This is a genomic window from Streptomyces sp. NPDC087270 (assembly GCF_044744625.1).
GTDB lineage: Bacteria > Actinomycetota > Actinomycetes > Streptomycetales > Streptomycetaceae > Actinacidiphila.
The window spans coordinates 134,013-150,710 of sequence record NZ_JBIUYR010000015.1; the positions used below are offsets into that span (position 1 = coordinate 134,013).

General features: G+C 73.1%; 16 protein-coding genes. 2 read left to right on the top strand and 14 right to left on the bottom strand.

Going from position 1 to position 16,698, the window contains the following annotated elements:
• Nucleotide 1: 1 nt before the first annotated feature.
• The 12 genes from ACIPAE_RS27410 to ACIPAE_RS27465 form a co-directional block, all read right to left on the bottom strand.
• On the bottom strand, nt 2-949 hold the full coding sequence (locus ACIPAE_RS27410; RefSeq protein ID WP_329363786.1) for an ABC transporter permease: 948 nt from the start codon (nt 947-949) through the stop codon (nt 2-4).
• On the bottom strand, nt 936-1,739 hold the full coding sequence (locus tag ACIPAE_RS27415) for an ABC transporter ATP-binding protein (protein ID WP_402448636.1): 804 nt from the start codon (nt 1,737-1,739) through the stop codon (nt 936-938). The genes ACIPAE_RS27410 and ACIPAE_RS27415 overlap by 14 nt, the downstream gene beginning before the upstream one ends.
• A gap of 198 nt (nt 1,740-1,937) precedes the next feature.
• Nucleotides 1,938-3,068: an aliphatic sulfonate ABC transporter substrate-binding protein gene (locus ACIPAE_RS27420; protein ID WP_402448774.1), complete on the bottom strand. Its 1,131-nt coding sequence runs from the start codon at nt 3,066-3,068 to the stop codon at nt 1,938-1,940.
• A gap of 357 nt (nt 3,069-3,425) precedes the next feature.
• Entirely contained in the window at nt 3,426-4,772 is a 1,347-nt protein-coding gene (locus ACIPAE_RS27425) for a GTP-binding protein (protein WP_328470513.1), read from the bottom strand.
• Between the two features lie 2 nt (nt 4,773-4,774).
• A complete protein-coding gene (cysD, locus tag ACIPAE_RS27430) occupies nt 4,775-5,710 on the bottom strand; it encodes a sulfate adenylyltransferase subunit CysD (RefSeq protein ID WP_329363783.1) in 936 nt (311 codons plus the stop codon).
• A complete protein-coding gene (cysC, locus tag ACIPAE_RS27435; protein ID WP_402448777.1) occupies nt 5,707-6,417 on the bottom strand; it encodes an adenylyl-sulfate kinase in 711 nt (236 codons plus the stop codon). Before cysC ends, cysD begins: the two co-directional genes overlap by 4 nt.
• Nucleotides 6,418-6,434: 17 nt before the next feature.
• Entirely contained in the window at nt 6,435-7,139 is a 705-nt protein-coding gene (locus tag ACIPAE_RS27440; RefSeq protein ID WP_366413876.1) for a phosphoadenylyl-sulfate reductase, read from the bottom strand.
• Nucleotides 7,136-7,327 carry a hypothetical protein gene (locus ACIPAE_RS27445; RefSeq protein ID WP_329363779.1) on the bottom strand — a complete coding sequence of 64 codons (192 nt, stop codon included), beginning with the start codon at nt 7,325-7,327 and terminating at the stop codon, nt 7,136-7,138. Before ACIPAE_RS27445 ends, ACIPAE_RS27440 begins: the two co-directional genes overlap by 4 nt.
• Nucleotides 7,324-9,045 carry a nitrite/sulfite reductase gene (locus ACIPAE_RS27450; RefSeq protein ID WP_402448638.1) on the bottom strand — a complete coding sequence of 574 codons (1,722 nt, stop codon included), beginning with the start codon at nt 9,043-9,045 and terminating at the stop codon, nt 7,324-7,326. The genes ACIPAE_RS27445 and ACIPAE_RS27450 overlap by 4 nt, the downstream gene beginning before the upstream one ends.
• Before the next feature lie 184 nt (nt 9,046-9,229).
• Complete coding sequence (locus ACIPAE_RS27455; protein WP_322899662.1) at nt 9,230-9,313, bottom strand: putative leader peptide; 84 nt, start codon at nt 9,311-9,313, stop codon at nt 9,230-9,232.
• 99 nt (nt 9,314-9,412) lie between these two features.
• Complete coding sequence (locus tag ACIPAE_RS27460) at nt 9,413-10,687, bottom strand: GAF domain-containing protein (RefSeq protein WP_402448640.1); 1,275 nt, start codon at nt 10,685-10,687, stop codon at nt 9,413-9,415.
• Between the two features lie 365 nt (nt 10,688-11,052).
• Entirely contained in the window at nt 11,053-12,708 is a 1,656-nt protein-coding gene (locus tag ACIPAE_RS27465) for an acyl-CoA dehydrogenase family protein (RefSeq protein WP_402448642.1), read from the bottom strand.
• An 18-nt stretch (nt 12,709-12,726) separates the two neighbouring features.
• Here ACIPAE_RS27465 and ACIPAE_RS27470 point away from each other — a divergent pair, with 18 nt between their 5' ends.
• Together ACIPAE_RS27470 and ACIPAE_RS27475 are read left to right on the top strand one after the other, a co-directional pair.
• Nucleotides 12,727-14,070: a YihY/virulence factor BrkB family protein gene (locus ACIPAE_RS27470; protein WP_402448645.1), complete on the top strand. Its 1,344-nt coding sequence runs from the start codon at nt 12,727-12,729 to the stop codon at nt 14,068-14,070.
• A gap of 27 nt (nt 14,071-14,097) precedes the next feature.
• Nucleotides 14,098-14,775: a helix-turn-helix domain-containing protein gene (locus tag ACIPAE_RS27475; protein ID WP_402448647.1), complete on the top strand. Its 678-nt coding sequence runs from the start codon at nt 14,098-14,100 to the stop codon at nt 14,773-14,775.
• Here ACIPAE_RS27475 and ACIPAE_RS27480 read toward each other — a convergent pair.
• Both ACIPAE_RS27480 and ACIPAE_RS27485 read right to left on the bottom strand, forming a co-directional pair.
• The gene (locus ACIPAE_RS27480) at nt 14,765-15,190 is read right to left on the bottom strand and encodes a VOC family protein (protein ID WP_402448649.1); all 426 of its coding nucleotides are present in this window, start codon (nt 15,188-15,190) and stop codon (nt 14,765-14,767) included. The genes ACIPAE_RS27475 and ACIPAE_RS27480 overlap by 11 nt on opposite strands.
• Before the next feature lie 192 nt (nt 15,191-15,382).
• The gene (locus ACIPAE_RS27485) at nt 15,383-16,627 is read right to left on the bottom strand and encodes an alginate lyase family protein (RefSeq protein ID WP_402448779.1); all 1,245 of its coding nucleotides are present in this window, start codon (nt 16,625-16,627) and stop codon (nt 15,383-15,385) included.
• Nucleotides 16,628-16,698 lie beyond the last annotated feature (71 nt).

Here is a 16,698-nt window from a genome sequence, read left to right on the forward strand (position 1 = left end):
GCTACTGGGCCCTCGCGGTCAGGCCGCGGCTGCGCAGCACCCAGCGCTCCAGCGGGCTGAAGACGATCAGGTCGATCGCTATGCCCACCACGAGGATCAGCAGGATGCCGAGGAAGACGCCGGCCATGTCGGACGCCTCGCGCATGTTCTCCAGGTAGCGGCCCAGCCCCACGCCCAGGTCGGGCGAGGAGGCGATCAGCTCGGCGGCCATCAGGGAGCGCCAGGAGAACGCCCAGCCCTGCTTCAGCCCGGCCACGTAGCCCGGCAGGGACGCGGGCAGCAGGATGAACCAGGCGCCGCGCAGCCCGGTCGCGCCGATGGTGCGGCCCGCCCGCAGGTACAGCGGCGGGACCTGGTCGATGCCGGCCACCAGGCCGTTGGCGATCGAGGGGACCGCGCCGAGCAGGATCACCGCGTACATCGCCGAGTCGCTCAGGCCCAGCCAGATCACCGCGGCCGGCACCCACGCCACCGAGGGCAGCGACTGGAGCCCGGACAGGATCGGCCCGATGGCGGCCCGGACGAAGGGCACCCGGGCGACCAGCAGGCCCAGCGGGGTGCCGATCACCAGCGCGGCGAGGAAGCCGAGCAGGCCGCGCTCCACGCTGGTCCAGATGATCGAGAACAGGTCGCCGGCGTTCCACCGGTCCACCAGCTCCTGCCACACCGCGTGCGGGCTGGGCAGCTTCGTCGGGTCGGCGACCTTGCCCCACACGCACAGCTGCCACACCACCAGCACCAGCACGACCGCGCTGAGCGGCGGCAGCACCTTCTTCAGCAGCACCTGCCCGACCGGGGTGCGGCCGACGGAGACGGTCTCCAGCGCGTCCAGGCCGGCCTCCAGGCCGGACAGGTCCCGCGCCGACCGCTCGGCGCGCGCCTCGTCGTCCGCCCGCTCGTTCCCGTCGAGCGGCGCGGTGTCCTTCGCTCCGGTGTCAGTGCTGGCCATGGCGGCGGATCTCCCCCCGGAGTTCTTCGGTGATCTCGATGGACAGGTCGGCCACGCCCGCGTCCTCGATACGGCGCGGCTGCGGGATGTCGATGGTCCACTCCCGGTTGATCCGGCCGGGCCGGGAGGACAGCAGCACGACTCGCTGGGCGAGCCGGACCGCCTCGCGCACGTTGTGCGTCACGAACAGCACCGACAGGTCGGTCTCGGACCAGATCCGGGTCAGCTCGTCGTGCAGCACGTCCCGGGTGATCGCGTCGAGCGCCGCGAACGGCTCGTCCATCAGCAGCAGTTGGCTGTCCTGGGCGAGCGCCCGGGCCAGCGCCACCCGCTGCCGCATCCCGCCGGACAGCTCGTGCACCCGCTTGCCGTACGCGTCGCCGAGCCGGACCAGGGACAGCAGCCGTTCGGCCTCGGCCCTGCGCTCCTCGCGCGGCACCCCGCGCAGCCGCAGCGCCAGTTCGATGTTCTTGCCCGCGGTCAGCCACGGGAACAGCGCGTGCTCCTGGAACATCAGCGCGGGCCGCCCGCCGGGCGCGTCGATCGCGCCGGCCGAGGGCTTGTCCAGCCCGGCCACCAGGTTCAGCAGGGTGGACTTGCCGCACCCCGAGGCACCCAGCAGGCAGACGAACTCACCCGGCGCCACGTCGAGCGTGATGTCGTCCAGCACGAGCTGCTGGGCGCCGGGCCTGCCGAACGCCTTCGAAACATGGTCGATGCGCGCGGCGTACCCGGCGGGTCCCGCCGGCGGTGCCGCGGGGCCGGTGAGGGTGTCGGCCATGGTGGTCACCTCCTGGGGTCCTCGGTTGCGCATGGGATGGGGTCGGTCGGGTGCGGCGGAGTGCGGTGCCGCGGTACGGCTTCGCGGTGGGGCCGCGAGGCCGCGGTGCTGAGCTGTGCTGACGCCTGCTGAGGTGCGCTGACCTGCCGCGCGGCCGGGCCGTCGGGGCCGTCCGGGCCGTCGGGCCCGGCCGCGCGGAGCGGGGGGCTACTGCGTGCCGAGCCCGGCGGCGCTCACCGTCGGCTTGCCCTGCTCCTTGAGGACCTTGTTGAGCAGCGTGAGGTCGTAGATCCCGTCCAGCTTCGGCGCCTTGAGCAGGCCCGCCGACACCGCGTGCTCCGCCTCGGCCTTGGCGGTGTCCGCCAGCGGGTCGTCGAGCACCTGGATGGACTTCCACGCCGGGTCGAGCTGGCTGGCCGGCAGCGACTTCTGGGTCAGCGCCTTGATCTGGGTGTTCGCGTCCGCCTTCGCCTTGTCGGGGTTGGCGTTGATCCACGCGTTGGTCTTCACCGAGCCGCGCAGCACCGCCTCGACGACGTCGGGGTGCGCCTTGAGGAACTTCTGCGACACGATCACGTTGGTGATCACGAACTGCTTGTTCGGCCACAGCGTGCTCTCGTCGAGCAGCACCTTCGCGCCCTCGTCCACCAGCTTCGACGCGGTGGGCTCCGGCACCCACGCGCCGTCGATGGAACCGCTCGCGTACGCCTGCGGGGCCAGCGAGTTGTCGGTGCGGACCACCGACACGTCGCCCTTGCCGCTCTGCGCGTCGACCTTCCAGCCCTTGGACCTGATGAAGTTCAGCAGCGCCACGTCCTGGGTGTTGCCCAGCTGCGGGGTGGCGATCTTCTTGCCCTTGAGATCCGCGATGGTCTTGATCTTCTTCGGGTTGACCACCAGCTTGACGCCGCCCGAGGCCGACCCGGAGATGATCTTCAGGTCGGAGCCCTTGGACTGGGTGTAGCCGTTGATGGACGGCGAGGGGCCGATCCAGCCGATGTCGATCGAGCCGGCGTTGAGCGCCTCGATCTCCGCGGGGCCCGCGTTGAAGGTGGACTGCTTGATCTTGGTGCTGCCCAACTCCTGCTGGAAGAAGCCCTCTTTCAGGCCGACCAGGGCGGTGGCGTGGGTGAGGTTCGGGAAGTAGCCGATCTTCACCTCGTCGGTGGAGAGCTTCTTCGCGCTCGCGCTGCCGCCGGCGGCGGCCGGTGCGGTGGTGGCGTCGTCGTCCGACTTGCTGGAGCCGTAGCCGCAGGCGGAAAGAGCGCCGAAGAGGATCGGCAGCGCGGCGGCCGCGGCGACGAGTCTGCGGCGGCGGGAGGCGCGCGGGGCGGATATGCGGGGCAGGGCAGACACGGGTGTGTCCCTTCGTAAGGCCCGGCGTGTCGCGCCCGATGGGGCTAGGGCGCGGCCGGAGTGGCGTCAGGTCCTCGGAAGCGGTGCCGCGGCAGGGCGTGCCGGGCACGGCGGGTGCGTCTCGGGTACGGCGGACGGAGCGGGTACGCGGCGCACCCGGCAGGAGCGCGGTGTGCGCGGCGTACGGCGGTGGCCGCGGCGGTGGTGCGGGCCGCGGCCGGGCGGGTCAGCCCGCACATCGTGCGACCCCGCCCGTCCCGGCGCCGAGCCGGCCGCTGCCGACCCGCCCGCCTTCCTTCGCGAAGCCCGAGAAGGCTTCCTGAGCCAGATCCGACACCGTCAGAAGTCCCATCCGTCGTCGTCGGCGGCCGGGGCCTGGGGGCGGGCGGCGAACGGCTCGCCCGCCATGCCGGCCGTCAGCGTGGCGCCGTCGGCGGGGTCGATGAGCAGGAACGACCCGGTCAGCCGCGACTCGGCGTAGGCGTCCACCGGCAGCGGCTCCGCGGTGCGCAGCACCACCGCGCCGATGTCGTTGACCTCCAGCGCCGCCGGGTTCTCCTCGTGGGCGAGGCCGTGCGACAGGTCGATCCGGTACGGCAGTTCCTTCACGATCGCCTTCACCGTGCGGGTGGCGTGCTTGAGCAGCACCCGCTCGCCGACCCGCAGCGGCCGCTCGTGCAGGTGGCACGCGGTGGCGGTGATGTCCTGGGTGACGGCCGGCGCGTGGGCGGTCGGCGCGATCAGATCGCCGCGGGAGACGTCCACGTCGTCGGTGAGCAGCACGGTCACCGACTGCGGGGCCCACGCGGTGTCCACCGCGGTGCCGAGCGCGTCGATCCCGGCGATCGTGGTGGTACGGCCCGAGGGCAGCACCGTCACCGGGTCGCCGACCCGCAGCAGCCCGGAGGCGATCTGCCCGGCGTAGCCGCGGTAGTCGGGGTGCTCGGCGGTCTGCGGCCGGATCACGTACTGCACCGGGAAGCGCGGCGGGCAGCCGGTCAGGTCGTGGCCGACCCGGACGGTCTCCAGGTGCTCCAGCACCGTCGGGCCGCCGTACCAGTCCATGTTCGCCGACGGCTCCACCACGTTGTCCCCGGTGAGCGCGGAGATCGGGATGGCGGCGACGTCCGGCACGCCGAGCGAGGCCGCGTACGCGGTGAACTCCTCGGCGATCGCGGCGAACACCGGCTCGGCGTAGTCGACCAGGTCCATCTTGTTGACCGCCAGCACCACGTGCGGCACCCGCAGCAGCGCGGCGACCGCGGCGTGCCGGCGGGTCTGCTCGACCACGCCGTTGCGGGCGTCCACCAGCACCACGGCCAGTTCGGCGGTGGACGCGCCGGTGACCATGTTGCGGGTGTACTGCACGTGCCCGGGGGTGTCGGCGAGGATGAACCGCCGCCGGGCGGTGGCGAAGTAGCGGTAGGCGACGTCGATGGTGATGCCCTGCTCGCGCTCGGCGCGCAGTCCGTCGGTGAGCAGCGCCAGGTCGGGGGCCTGCTGCCCGCGCACCAGGGACGCCCGCTGCACTGCCTCCAACTGGTCGGTGAGCACCGACTTGGAGTCGTGCAGCAGCCGCCCGACCAGCGTGGACTTGCCGTCGTCGACGGAGCCGGCGGTGGCGAAGCGCAGCAGGGTGGTGGCCGACAGCTGCTCGGCGGTGATCGGGCTCGTGGTGCCGGTCATGGCTAGAAGTACCCCTCGCGCTTGCGGTCTTCCATCGCGGCCTCGGACATCTTGTCGTCGGCGCGGGTGGCGCCCCGCTCGGTGAGCCGGGAGGCGGCGATCTCGGTGATCACCGCTTCGAGTGTGGTGGCGTCGGAGTCGACCGCGCCGGTGCAGGACATGTCGCCGACGGTGCGGTAGCGCACCAGCCGGGTCTGCACCGGCTCGTCGGCCTTCGGGCCGCCCCAGTCGCCCGCGGTCAGCCACATGCCGGCCCGGTTGAAGACCTCCCGCCGGTGCGCGAAGTAGATCTCCGGCAGCGCGATGTGCTCCCGGGCGATGTACTGCCACACGTCCAGCTCGGTCCAGTTGGAGAGCGGGAAGACCCGCACGTGCTCGCCGGGGGCGTGCCGGCCGTTGTAGAGCGACCACAGCTCGGGGCGCTGGCGGCGCGGGTCCCACTGGGAGAACTCGTCGCGCAGCGAGAAGACCCGCTCCTTGGCGCGCGCCTTCTCCTCGTCGCGCCGGCCGCCGCCGAACACCGCGTCGAAGCGGTGCTGCTGGATCGCCTCGGTGAGCGGCACGGTCTGCAGCGGGTTGCGGGTGCCGTCCGGGCGCTCGCGCAGCCGCCCGTCGTCGATGTAGTCCTGCACCTTCGCGACGTGCAGCCGCAAGGTGTGCTCGGCGACCGTACGGTCCCGGTACTCCAGCACCTCGGGGAAGTTGTGGCCGGTGTCGACGTGCAGCAGCGAGAACGGCACCGCGGCCGGCGCGAACGCCTTCAGCGCCAGGTGCAGCATCACGATCGAGTCCTTGCCGCCGGAGAAGAGGATCACCGGCCGCTCGAACTCGCCCGCGACCTCGCGGAAGATGTGCACCGCCTCCGACTCCAGCGCGTCCAGGTGCGTGAGCGCGTACGGACTGGCGGTCGCCCCGCTCTGCGCGACGGTCGTCGTCATGCCCTACCTCTTTCGCTCGCGATGCGGCCGCTGTCCCCGAGGTACGCGTACACGGCGGCCGCCGACTGCGCGACGCTGCTGCCCTGGGTCTCGATGCGCAGATCGGGGTGCTGCGGTACCTCGTACGGGTCGTCGACCCCGGTGAGCCCGGTCAGCTCGCCCGCGGCCTGCTTGGCGTACAGCCCCTTGACGTCGCGCACCGCGCAGACGTCCACGGGGGTGGCGATGTGCACCTCGACGTAGTCGGTGCCGCGGCTCTGGTGCCGCTTGCGGACCGCCTCGCGGCTGTCGGAGTAGGGCGCGATCACCGGGACCAGCACCAACACGCCGTGTGAGGCGAGCAGTTCGGCGACGAAGCCGATCCGCTGCACGTTGGTGTGCCGGTCCTCGCGGGTGAAGCCGAGCCCGGCGGAGAGGAATTCGCGGATCTCGTCGCCGTCCAGCACCTCGACCCGCCGGCCCTCGGCGCGCAGCTGCTCCGCCAACGCGGTGGCGATGGTCGTCTTGCCCGCGCTGGGCAGCCCGGTGAGCCATACCGTGGCTCCGCCGCTCATCCGGTCCTCCTGGTTCGTCGACTCGGTGGTCGTCGGTTCGGTCGTCTCAGGCTCGATGGTCGTGGGCCCGCTGGACGTCGGCCCGGTGGTCGTCGGCCCGGTGGCCGTCGGCCCGGTGCGGCTGCGGGCAGCCGCGTCCGGGGGCGTGCGCACAGCGTTCACCGGTGTGTTCACAGGTGGATGCCGCACTCGGTCTTGCCGAGCCCGGCCCACCGGCCCGACCTGGCGTCCTCGCCCTCCAGCACCCGGCGGGTGCAGGGGGCGCAGCCCACCGAGGCATAGCCGTCCATCAGCAGCGGGTTGGTGAGAACCCCGTGCTGAGCGACGTATGTTTCCACGTCTTCCTGTGTCCATCGGGCGATCGGGGCGATCTTCACCTTTCGGCGCTTGGCGTCCCAACCGACCACCGGGGTGCCCGCGCGGGTCGGGGACTCGTCGCGGCGCAGCCCGGTGGCCCACGCGTCGTAGCCGCGCAGGCCCGCCTCCAGGGGGGCGACCTTGCGCAGCGCGCAGCACAGGTCGGGGTCGCGGTCGTGCAGCTTCGCGCCGTACTGCGCGTCCTGCTCGGCGACGGTCTGCGCCGGGGTGAGCGTGATCACGTTCACGTCCATGACGGCGTCCACGGCGTCCCGGGTGCCGATGGTCTCCGGGAAGTGGTAGCCGGTGTCGAGGAAGACGACGTCCACGCCGGGCATGGCGCGCGAGGCCAGGTGCGCGACGACGGCGTCCTCCATCGAGGAGGTGACGCAGAAGCGGCGGCCGAAGGTGTCGGCGGCCCAGCGCAGCACGTCGAGTGCGGACGCCTCCTCCAGGTCGCGGCCGGCCTGTTCGGCCAGCCGCTCCAGGTCCTGCGCGGTGTGCGGTGCGGTGGTCACGGTGCGCCTCCGTCGGAAGAGCCGTGCGGGGAAGGTCCCTTGAAGCCCTCGGCGAGCAGGCCGAGGAACTTCAACTGGAATGCGCGGTTGCAGGCCCGGCATTCCCACGAGCCGTGCCCCTGTTCCGAGGGGCGCAGGTCCTCGTCGCCGCAGTAGGGGCAGTAGAACGGCGCGGCTCGCTCCGTCACGACAGCTCCTCCTCCGACGCTCTGGCCGCCCACTGGGCGAAGCGCTCGCCGTCGGTGCGCCCGGCCTGGAAGCGGCCCAGCACGCGCTCGACGTAGTCGGGCAGTTCGGTGGCGGTGACCTTCAGGCCGCGGACCTTGCGGCCGAAGCCCGGGTCGAGGCCGAGGCCGCCGCCGAGGTGCACCTGGTAGCCCTCGACCTGGTTGCCGTCGGCGTCGGTGACGAGCTGGCCCTTGAGCCCGATGTCCGCGGTCTGGATACGGGCGCAGGAGTTGGGGCAGCCGTTGATGTTGATCGCGATCGGCTCGTCGAAGTCCGGCAGCCGCCGCTCGAGTTCGTCGATCAGCGAGGCGCCGCGCGCCTTCGTCTCCACGATCGCCAGCTTGCAGAACTCGATGCCGGTGCAGGCCATGGTGCCGCGCCGGAAGGGCGAGGGTGCGACCTGGAGGTCGAGCGCTTCGAGCCCGGCGGTCAGCGACGCGACCTGGTCCTCCTCGACGTCCAGCACGATCAGCTTCTGGTCGGTGGTGGTGCGCAGCCGGTCCGAGCCGTGCGCGCCGGCGAGTTCGGCGATCTTCGTCAGGGTGGCGCCGTCGACCCGGCCGACCCGCGGCGCGAAGCCGACGTAGTACCGGCCGTCCTTCTGCCGGTGCACGCCGATGTGGTCGCGCCACACCTGCGCCGGCTGCTCGGGCCCGGGGCCGTCCAGCAGCGGCCGCTTGAGGTACTCGTCCTGGAGCACCTGGCGGAACTTCTCCGCGCCCCAGTCCGCGACGAGGAACTTCAGCCGGGCGCGGCCGCGCAGCCGCCGGTAGCCGTAGTCGCGGAAGATGCCGATCACCCCGGCCCACACGTCGGGCACCTCGCCCAGCGGCACCCACGCGCCGAGCCGCACGCCCAGCTTGGGGTTGGTGGACAGCCCGCCGCCGACCCACAGGTCGAAGCCGGGGCCGTGCTCGGGGTGGTCCACGCCGACGAACGCGATGTCGTTGATCTCGTGCACCACGTCGAGCAGCGGGGAGCCGGAGATCGCGGTCTTGAACTTGCGCGGCAGGTTGGAGAACTCCTTGGTGCCGATGTACCGCTCGTGGATCTCGTCGATCGCGGGGGTGCCGTCGATGATCTCGTCCTCGGCGATGCCCGCGACGGGGGAGCCGAGGATGACCCGCGGCACGTCGCCGCACGCCTCGGTGGTGGACAGGCCCACGGCCTCCAGCCGGCGCCAGATCTCCGGCACGTCCTCGATCCTGATCCAGTGGTACTGGATGTTCTGCCGGTCGGTGAGGTCGGCGGTGCCGCGGGCGAACTCCTGCGAGATCTCGCCGATCACCCGCAGTTGGGCCACGGTCAGCCGGCCGCCGTCGATCCGCACCCGCATCATGAAGAAGCTGTCGTCCAGCTCCTCCGGCTCCAGCACGGCGGTGCGGCCGCCGTCGATCCCGGGCCGGCGCTGCGTGTACAGGCCCCACCAGCGCATCCGCCCGCGCAGGTCGGAACCGTCGATCGAGTCGAAGCCGCGGTGCGCGTAGATCGTCTCGATCCGGGTCCGTACGTTGAGACCGTCGTCGTCCTTCTTGGACTGCTCGTTGGCGTTCAGCGGCGTGAAGTGGCCCATCGCCCACTGGCCTTCACCGCGGTGCCGTCCGGTCCTGCGGCGGGCGGCGGCGTTCGGAGCGGCGCTCCCGGCCGGGGGCTGGGGGGAGTCGGGGCTGGAAGCCATGGCGATGCGTCCTTCGGGCAGGCGTGTATACGGGTCGGTGCGGCGCGGGGCGGCATGCGGCACGGGCTGACCCGGGGCCTGCGCGGGCGCAGGGCATCACGGCTCACCCGATCACGGCAGGCGGCTCTCGCGCATCCACGACGGCGGGGACGGCGGGGTCGGCGCGGTACGCGCCGCTAGGTGCTCAGCCCGCCGGACAGATGGCGCTGGACACGCGGCAGAAGTCGACGTGCGGCCGACCTACCAAGGCGATTCCAGTGCGTGACATGACGAAAGCGTGGCACGCAGGTATTCGGCCAGTCCACCGACATCCACGATGTGGACCACTTCATCCCGAATAGTGGGCACCGCTTGCCTCGCGGACCGCTCACCCCCGTTCCGCGAGCACCGCCGGGGCCAGCGAGTGGGGGAGCAGCTCCGCCTCGTGGACCGGCCGCAGCACCTCCACGCGCACCCCGTCGGCGAAACGATACGGCCGGTGCGCCAGCACGCCCGCGAGGGTGCGGCGCAGCCGCGACATCTCCGCGCGGACGGTCACCGTACGGCTCGGGTCGCCGAAGAGGTCCGCGGCGAGCTGCGCCGCGCTGCGCCCGCCCGGGTGCAGCGCCAGCACGAACAGCAGCTCGGCATGGCGCGGGCTGAGCTGCTGCGTCCAGCCGCCGGCCGGGCCGTGCACGGTCACCTCGCTGCCCTGCGCCCCGCTCACGTCGAGCACCACGCGGTTCCCGGCCACCGGCCGCTCCCGCGCGCTCACCCGGATCAGCCAGCCGCCCGGCAGCGGGTCCAGCTCGCACAGCCCCAGCGCCGGCAGCCACGCCTGCCCGGGCCGTACCTCCGCGGGCAGCGTGACCCGGTCCGGGCCGGCCATCCCGGTCACCGCCGCCGTCCACCCGTTCCGGTCCACGGCCAGCGCCTGCCCGGAGATCCGGGTCAGCAGCGGCGCCGCCACCGACCGCAGCCGCTCCACCGCCTCCCAGTGCCGCGCCCGCAGTTCGCCCTCCGCGACCCGGGCGACCGCCGACACCAGCGCCAGCGTGCTGGGATGGGCCCGGGTGGCGGGACCGCTCACGTCCACCACGCCCAGCAGCCGGCCGTCGCGCGGGTCGTGCAGCGGCGCGGCCGCGCAGGTCCAGTGGTGGAGGGTGCGGACGAAGTGCTCGGCCGAGTGCACTTGCAACGGGGTACGGGTGACCAGCGCGGTGCCGATCGCGTTGGTGCCCACCGAGCCCTCGGCCCAGGACGCGCCCTCGGCGAAGCCCAGCCGGTCGGCGCTCTTGCTGAGCGCGAGGTTGCCGTCGCGCCACAGCACCCGGCCCTCGGCGTCGGTGACCACCATGATGTGCCGGTCCGCGTTCGCGACCGACACCAGGCCGTCGCGCAGGCTCGGCAGGATGTCCGCGAGCGGGGTGGACCGCCGGCGCTGCTCGACGTCGTCGGTGCTCAGGATGCGGTCGGGCTCTCCGGTGTCGGGGTCCACGCCCAGCCGCAGCATCCGCGTCCACGACTCGCCGATCACCGTGCGCGGCGCCGTGCACGGCGCCTGACCGGCCAGGGCGGCCTCCCGTGCCGACGCCAGCAGGCGCTCCGAGGTCCGCTCGCCGGTGCCGGCCGACCGCACCGCACCGATCCGAAGGTGTGCCATCTCGCCCCCGCTCAGCCCCGTTGCCGTGTTCCGGTGGTCGGTGCGCCCGCGTAGCCGCGGCCACCGGGGCGCACCGGGGCCGCGTGCAACCTTCTGCAACGGTTGCGAGCCTACGCGAATTCGACCGACAGTGACGGCACGTCACCGACCCTGCACAGGTCCAACTCGCGGTCGGTGGAGCCCCGTCGGGTACGGGCCGTGTACTGGGGGTGGTGCCGAGTCGGCGCGGTGCCACCCCCACCGCCCGGACCGGCGCCCGCCCGCCCGGGTGTCCTCGCGGGTGCCCTCGCTTCGCGGGTGCCCTCCCTTGCTCCGCAGGCGCCGTCGCGGGGGTCCCTGCTCCCCGGGCGGCTCCCCGGTCGCCCTCACCCCTCCACCGGCCTGGCCCGGTCCACCAGCGCCGCCAGATCGACCGAGCGCGGCAGCGTGCCGAACGTCGCGCCCCAGTCCCGGCCCAGCCGCGACGCGCAGAACGCGTCGGCCACCGGCGCGGGCGCGAACCGCACCAGCAGCGAGCCCTGGAAGACCAGGGCCATCCGCTCCACGACCCGCCGGGCCCGCGCCTCGATGCCCTCCAGGTCGGCGAGGTCGGAGAGCAGGTCCTTCACCGCGGCGTCCAGCCGGTGGTCCGCGCCGTGCGCGAGCCCGATCTCCGCGAGGAAGGCGTCCACCGCCTGCGGCTCGCGCTGGAGCACCCGCAGCACGTCGAGCGCCTGCACGTTCCCGGAGCCCTCCCACACCGAGTTCAGCGGCGACTCCCGGAAGATCCGCGGCATGCCGGACTCCTCCACGTAGCCGTTGCCGCCCAGGCACTCCAGCGCCTCGACGGCCACCGACGGGCACCGCTTGGTGACCCAGAACTTGGTGACCGCCACCGCGAGCCGGCGCAGCGCGCGTTCGCGCGGGGTGTCCGCGTCGTACGCCGCCGCCAGCCGCAGCACCGCGGTGGTGGCCGCCTCCGACTCCAGCGCCAGGTCGGCCAGGACGTTGCGCATCAGCGGCTTGTCGATCAGCGGTCCGCCGAACGCGCTGCGGTAGGTGGCGTGGTGCACCGCCTGCGCGACCGCCTGCCGCATCAGCGCGGCCGAACCCAGCGCGCAGTCCAGCCGGGTGGCGGCCACCATCTCGATGATCGTGGCGATCCCGCGGCCCTCCTCGCCGACCCGGCGTGCCCAGGTGCCGGCGAACTCCACCTCGGAGGAGGCGTTGGAGCGGTTGCCGAGCTTGTCCTTCAGCCGCTGGATCGCGAAGACGTTGCGGGTGCCGTCGGCCAGCACCCGCGGCACCAGGAAGCAGGTCAGCCGGTCCTGGTCCCGGTCCGGAGCCGGCACCTGCGCCAGCACCAGGAAGCCGTCCGACATCGGCGCCGAGCAGAACCACTTGTGGCCGGTGAGGGTGTAACTGCCGTCCTCCGCGAGCGGCTGCGCGGTGGTGGTGTTCGAGCGGACGTCGGAGCCGCCCTGCTTCTCGGTCATGCCCATCCCGAACAGCGCGCCCGGCTTCTGCCCGGGGGCGACCAGCCGGTGGTCGTAGACGTGCGAGCCGAGCCGCGGCTCCCACTCGGCGGCCAGCTCCGGGTCGGCGCGCAGCGCGGGCACCGCGGCGTGCGTCATCGACACCGGGCAGCCGTGCCCGGCCTCGGCCTGCGTCCACACCATGAAGCCCGCGGCCCGCCGCAGATGGCCCTGGGGCCGCGACCAGGCGTCGGTCAGGCCCGAGGAGACCGCGTGGCCCAGCAGCCGGTGCCAGGCCGGATGGAAGTCCACCTCGTCGATCCGGTTGCCGTACCGGTCGTGGGTGCGCAGCACTGGGGTGCAGGTGTTCGCCTCCTCGCCCCACCGCTGCGCCTGAGCGGAACCCGCGGCCTTGCCGAGGTCGCTCAACTCGTCGGTGATCTCCGCCAGCCGCACCGGGTCCGCGTGCCGCGCCACACCTTCGGCGAGCGCGCGGTCGGTGCTGTACACGTCATGGCCGACCAGGGGCGGCACCTGGTTCGTGACCGTGTGAGTGGGGGCAGTCATGCCAGCTAACGTAAGGGGGTGCAAGCAGCAGACGAAAGAAGCCATCGGCGTCCGGGTCGGTGGCGAAGGGCCCGCGCGCTGTACCGGAATGTCTCCAAACGCCGGATGGCCTGGCTGCTGCTCAAGGACACGGTGGACTCCTGCATGGAGTACCGCGTCACCGGACTCGCCGCCGAGGCGGCCTTCTTCGTGCTGCTGTCGCTGCCGCCGCTGCTGCTCGGGCTGGTCGGCGCGCTCGGCTACGTCGACACCGTGGTCGGCCTCGACACGATCGACCACATCCGGCACAACATCCTCAAGGCGTCCTCGACGGTGCTCTCCGACAAGGGCGTCAACCAGCTGGTCAAGCCGCTGGTGGACGACGTCTTCCACGGCCGCCGGCCGGACCTGATCTCCATCGGCTTCCTGATCGCCCTGTGGTCGGGCTCCCGCGCCGTCAACGTCTTCGTCGACACCATCACCATCATGTACGGCCTGGAGGGCCGCCGCGGCATCGTCCGCACCCGGCTGATGTCCCTGCTGCTGTACGTGGCCGCGCTGCTGGTCGGCGCGGCCGTGCTGCCACTGGTCGTGGTCGGGCCCGGCACGCTGACCCGGTACCTGCCCGGGGGCAGCGCGACCGAGCACATCCTGTACTGGCCGGCCGCGCTGTTCGCCTCGATCGCGTTCCTCACCACGCTGTACCACGTCTCGGTGCCGGTCAGATCGCCCTGGTACGAGGACGTGCCCGGCGCGCTGGTGGCCCTGCTGATGTGGGTGCTCGGCAGCTTCGTGCTGCGGATCTACCTCACCCACGCCGTCGAGGGGCACACGATCTACGGCTCGCTGGCCGCGCCCGTCGCGGTGCTGTTGTGGATAGGTGTGTCCGCGTTCGCGGTCCTGGTCGGCGCGGCGGTCAACGCCGCCGTGGACCGGGTGTGGCCCTCGGTCGCCACCTCCGCGGCCCGCGAGGAGAACGCCCGGCTGCGGGAGGCCGCCGCGGAGGCCGTGGTGGCCCGCGCGGCCGCCCGCCGGGCCCGGCACGCGGCGCCGAGCACCGAAGAGGAGGAAGAGCGCGAGGCGCAGTTGCCGCCGGCGGAGTACCCGGAGCGCTGGGCCGACTTCCATCCGCACCTGGACATCCGGGCCCGGCTGCGGCCCAGCCGCCCCGGCGCCACCCCGCGCCGCCGCCCGCCGGCGCCCGACGCCCGCGACTATCCGAGCGAGGCGCCGCCGCCCGTGGCCCCGCCGGCCCCGCAGTCCCTGTCCGCGGCCCCGCCCGCTCCGCGCGTGCCGCCGCCCCCGCCGCCCATGCCGCCCCTTCCGCCGGTGAACCCCCGGTACCCGCGTCCCCGGGGCGACGGCGGGCCGCCCGCCGGGTGACCGGCGCGGCCGGGCGACAATGGAGGGGTGTACAGCGAGTGGGCGCACCCGGTCGGCGGGGTCACCGTGTGGTCGCGGACGGACGGCGGCGGTGAGTACCGCGTGCTGCCCGACGGCTGCATGGACCTGATCTGGCACGACGGCACCCTCCTGGTCGCCGGCCCCGACACCGCGGCCCACGCCGCGCACGACCGGCCGGGCGCCGCCTACGCCGGACTGCGCTTCGCGCCGGGTGCGGGCCCGGGGCTGCTGGGCGTGCCCGCGCGCGAGATGCGGGACCTGCGGGTGCCGCTGGCGGACCTGTGGCCCGGGGCGCGGGCCCGGCAGCTGGCCGAGCGCGCCGGGGACGATCCGGTGGCGGTGCTGGAGCAGTGGGTCTCCCGCCGCACCCGCGAGGTGGGCCCGGCCGACCCGCTGCCGCGCCGGGTGGCCGGGGCGCTGGCGGCAGGGCGCACGGTCGCGGAGGTGGCCGGCCGGACCGGCCTGGGGGAGCGGCAGTTGCGGCGCCGCTGCGAGGCCGCGTTCGGGTACGGGCCGAAGACGCTGGCGCGCATCCTCCGCCTCCAGCGGGCGCTGGAACTCGCCCGCGCGGGCACGCCCTTCGCCGACGTGGCCGCGGAAGCCGGCTACGCCGACCAGCCGCACCTCTCCCGCGAGGTGCGCGCGCTGGCCGGCGTGCCGCTGGGCGAACTGGTCAGGAGGTAGCGCCCGTGGCGACCGAGGGCAGCGCCGCGAACAGCTCCACCGTGTTGCCGTCCGGGTCGTGGACGACGGCGTACCGCTGGCCCCAGAAGGCGTCCCACGGCTTGAGGTGGCCCTCGTGACCCGCGTCCGTCAGCTCGCCGTAGCAGGCGTCCACCCCTTCGGGACTCCCGCAGTCGAAGGCGAGTGCCACCCGCGCGCCGACCGCCGGCGTCCACCCCGGGTCGAACGAGCGCACCGTCTCCACGGTGTCCCACGCCACCCGCAACCCCCCGGGCAGCACCACCTCCACATGCGGCTGCCCGTCGGCGTCGTCCGGCAACTCCAGCCCGAGCCGGCGGTAGAACGCCAGCGATGCGGCCATGTCGGCGACGGTGAGCGAGACGAGGTCAAGGCGGGGCGTGATGTGTGCGTTCATGCCATCCACGCTAGGCGCCGCCCCCGAGGCGGGTCTTGAACGAAACGGACACCGCGCCGGCCGCGCCCCTTGGCGGGGTGACGCTCCTTCCACGGAGGAGCCGCACGAACCAAGGGGCGCGGGGAACCGCGCGACCAGCCACCGCCGGTGTCAGCCGGGAACGAGACCTCGGCCGCGACGGCGGGTTGCCGTTCACCCGCCCGGCACCACCGCCGGGTTGTCGGCGTTCGTCAGGGTCTCCCAGGCGACGAAGAGGTCGTTCGTGCCTGCGGGGCGGCGGGACTCGGTGAGGGTCTGGGTGTTGGTCATCGCGATGCCCATCCGGTTGTGGAGGGCGTTGAAGCCGACCTCGGTGACCGGTCCGAGCCCGAGGTTGAGCTGTCCGCCGCACAGCCAGGACGGCGGCGTGGTGCCCAGTTCGTACTTCGACTGGAAGCCGAGCGCCTGCCGCAGTCGCTCGCCGACCTGGGGGTAGAGGTCCTGGCCCTGGATCGCCGCGGTCTCGGCGATGTCGGAGATGGACGCGATGCCGTACCCGGTGTGGGTGAAGTCGCGGCAGGTCTCCTGGGTCAGACCGTCGACGAAGGTCGACTGGCCCTGCCAGTAACTGATGATCTGCGCGGAGGTGTTCAGCCCGCTGCCCGGCACGGTCTTGGGCAGCGATCCGTCCGAGGACAGGTAGATGTACGCCGGCACCCGGTTGAGGTAGCGCGCGATCGCCTTGTCGTAGTCGGACGAGTCGTTCAGGAAGATGGAGATGCCGACCGCGGCCTCCATCATCGTCAGCTCCCAGTTGCCGTTGCTGTTGGAGCCGTTGATCACCTCGGGCAGGTAGACGTCGCGCAGCATGTCGGAGAACCTGGCGATGTCCGACGAGGACCAGCCGTCGTACGTGTAGCGGATGATCTCCGCGGCGCGCGGCCACACCGAGCCCGCCCAGCCGGTCTGCAGCGGGGCGTTGCTGTTGGTGTGCTCGGTGATGGTCGACGCCCAGGCGTTCATCAGGTCGATGGACTTCTGCGCGTAGGCGCTGTTGCCGGTGATGTACCAGGCCAGCGCGTCGGTGTACGCGGCGATCGCGTCCTGCCGCTCGTCCGTGCAGCCGTAGTTGGGGTTGGAGTACGACCCGCACTCCACGTTGGCGCGCGGCTTGGGGGTGCGGGACAGAGAGGCGTACGAACTCCCGATCATCTGGTCGTACGCGTCCTTCCACGGCTCGGCGTTCGCCTGCACCTTGCCCTTGATGTAGTCGAGTTGGGGCAGGCTGACCATCACGCCGGGGTGGGTGAAGGTGGTCGGCGCGGCGGCCACGGCGGGGGCGGCGTGCGCGGCGGCCCGCGCGGCGGCGGAGGCCGTGGTGGAGGCTGAGGCGGTGCCGGTACCGGGCAGCGCGGCGACCGCGGTGCCGAGCGCGGCTGCCGCGGCGACCAGGATCATGGCGCGCCGGAAGCGTTTCCGGCCGCCGGCCGGCGGGGGAGTGCGGTGCGGGACGCTGTCGCGCATGGGGG

Excerpts from the sequence above, each read along its gene's own strand:
- ACIPAE_RS27450 (WP_402448638.1), bottom strand. The coding sequence starts at position 9,045 with ATGGCTTCCAGCCCCGACTCCCCCCAGCCCCCGGCCGGGAGCGCCGCT.
- ACIPAE_RS27455 (WP_322899662.1), bottom strand. The coding sequence starts at position 9,313 with ATGTCACGCACTGGAATCGCCTTGGTAGGTCGGCCGCACGTCGACTTC.
- ACIPAE_RS27465 (WP_402448642.1), bottom strand. The coding sequence starts at position 12,708 with ATGACTGCCCCCACTCACACGGTCACGAACCAGGTGCCGCCCCTGGTC.
- ACIPAE_RS27460 (WP_402448640.1), bottom strand. The coding sequence starts at position 10,687 with ATGGCACACCTTCGGATCGGTGCGGTGCGGTCGGCCGGCACCGGCGAG.
- ACIPAE_RS27485 (WP_402448779.1), bottom strand. The coding sequence starts at position 16,627 with ATGATCCTGGTCGCCGCGGCAGCCGCGCTCGGCACCGCGGTCGCCGCG.
- ACIPAE_RS27480 (WP_402448649.1), bottom strand. The coding sequence starts at position 15,190 with ATGAACGCACACATCACGCCCCGCCTTGACCTCGTCTCGCTCACCGTC.
- cysD (WP_329363783.1), bottom strand. The coding sequence starts at position 5,710 with ATGACGACGACCGTCGCGCAGAGCGGGGCGACCGCCAGTCCGTACGCG.
- ACIPAE_RS27410 (WP_329363786.1), bottom strand. The coding sequence starts at position 949 with ATGGCCAGCACTGACACCGGAGCGAAGGACACCGCGCCGCTCGACGGG.
- ACIPAE_RS27425 (WP_328470513.1), bottom strand. The coding sequence starts at position 4,772 with ATGACCGGCACCACGAGCCCGATCACCGCCGAGCAGCTGTCGGCCACC.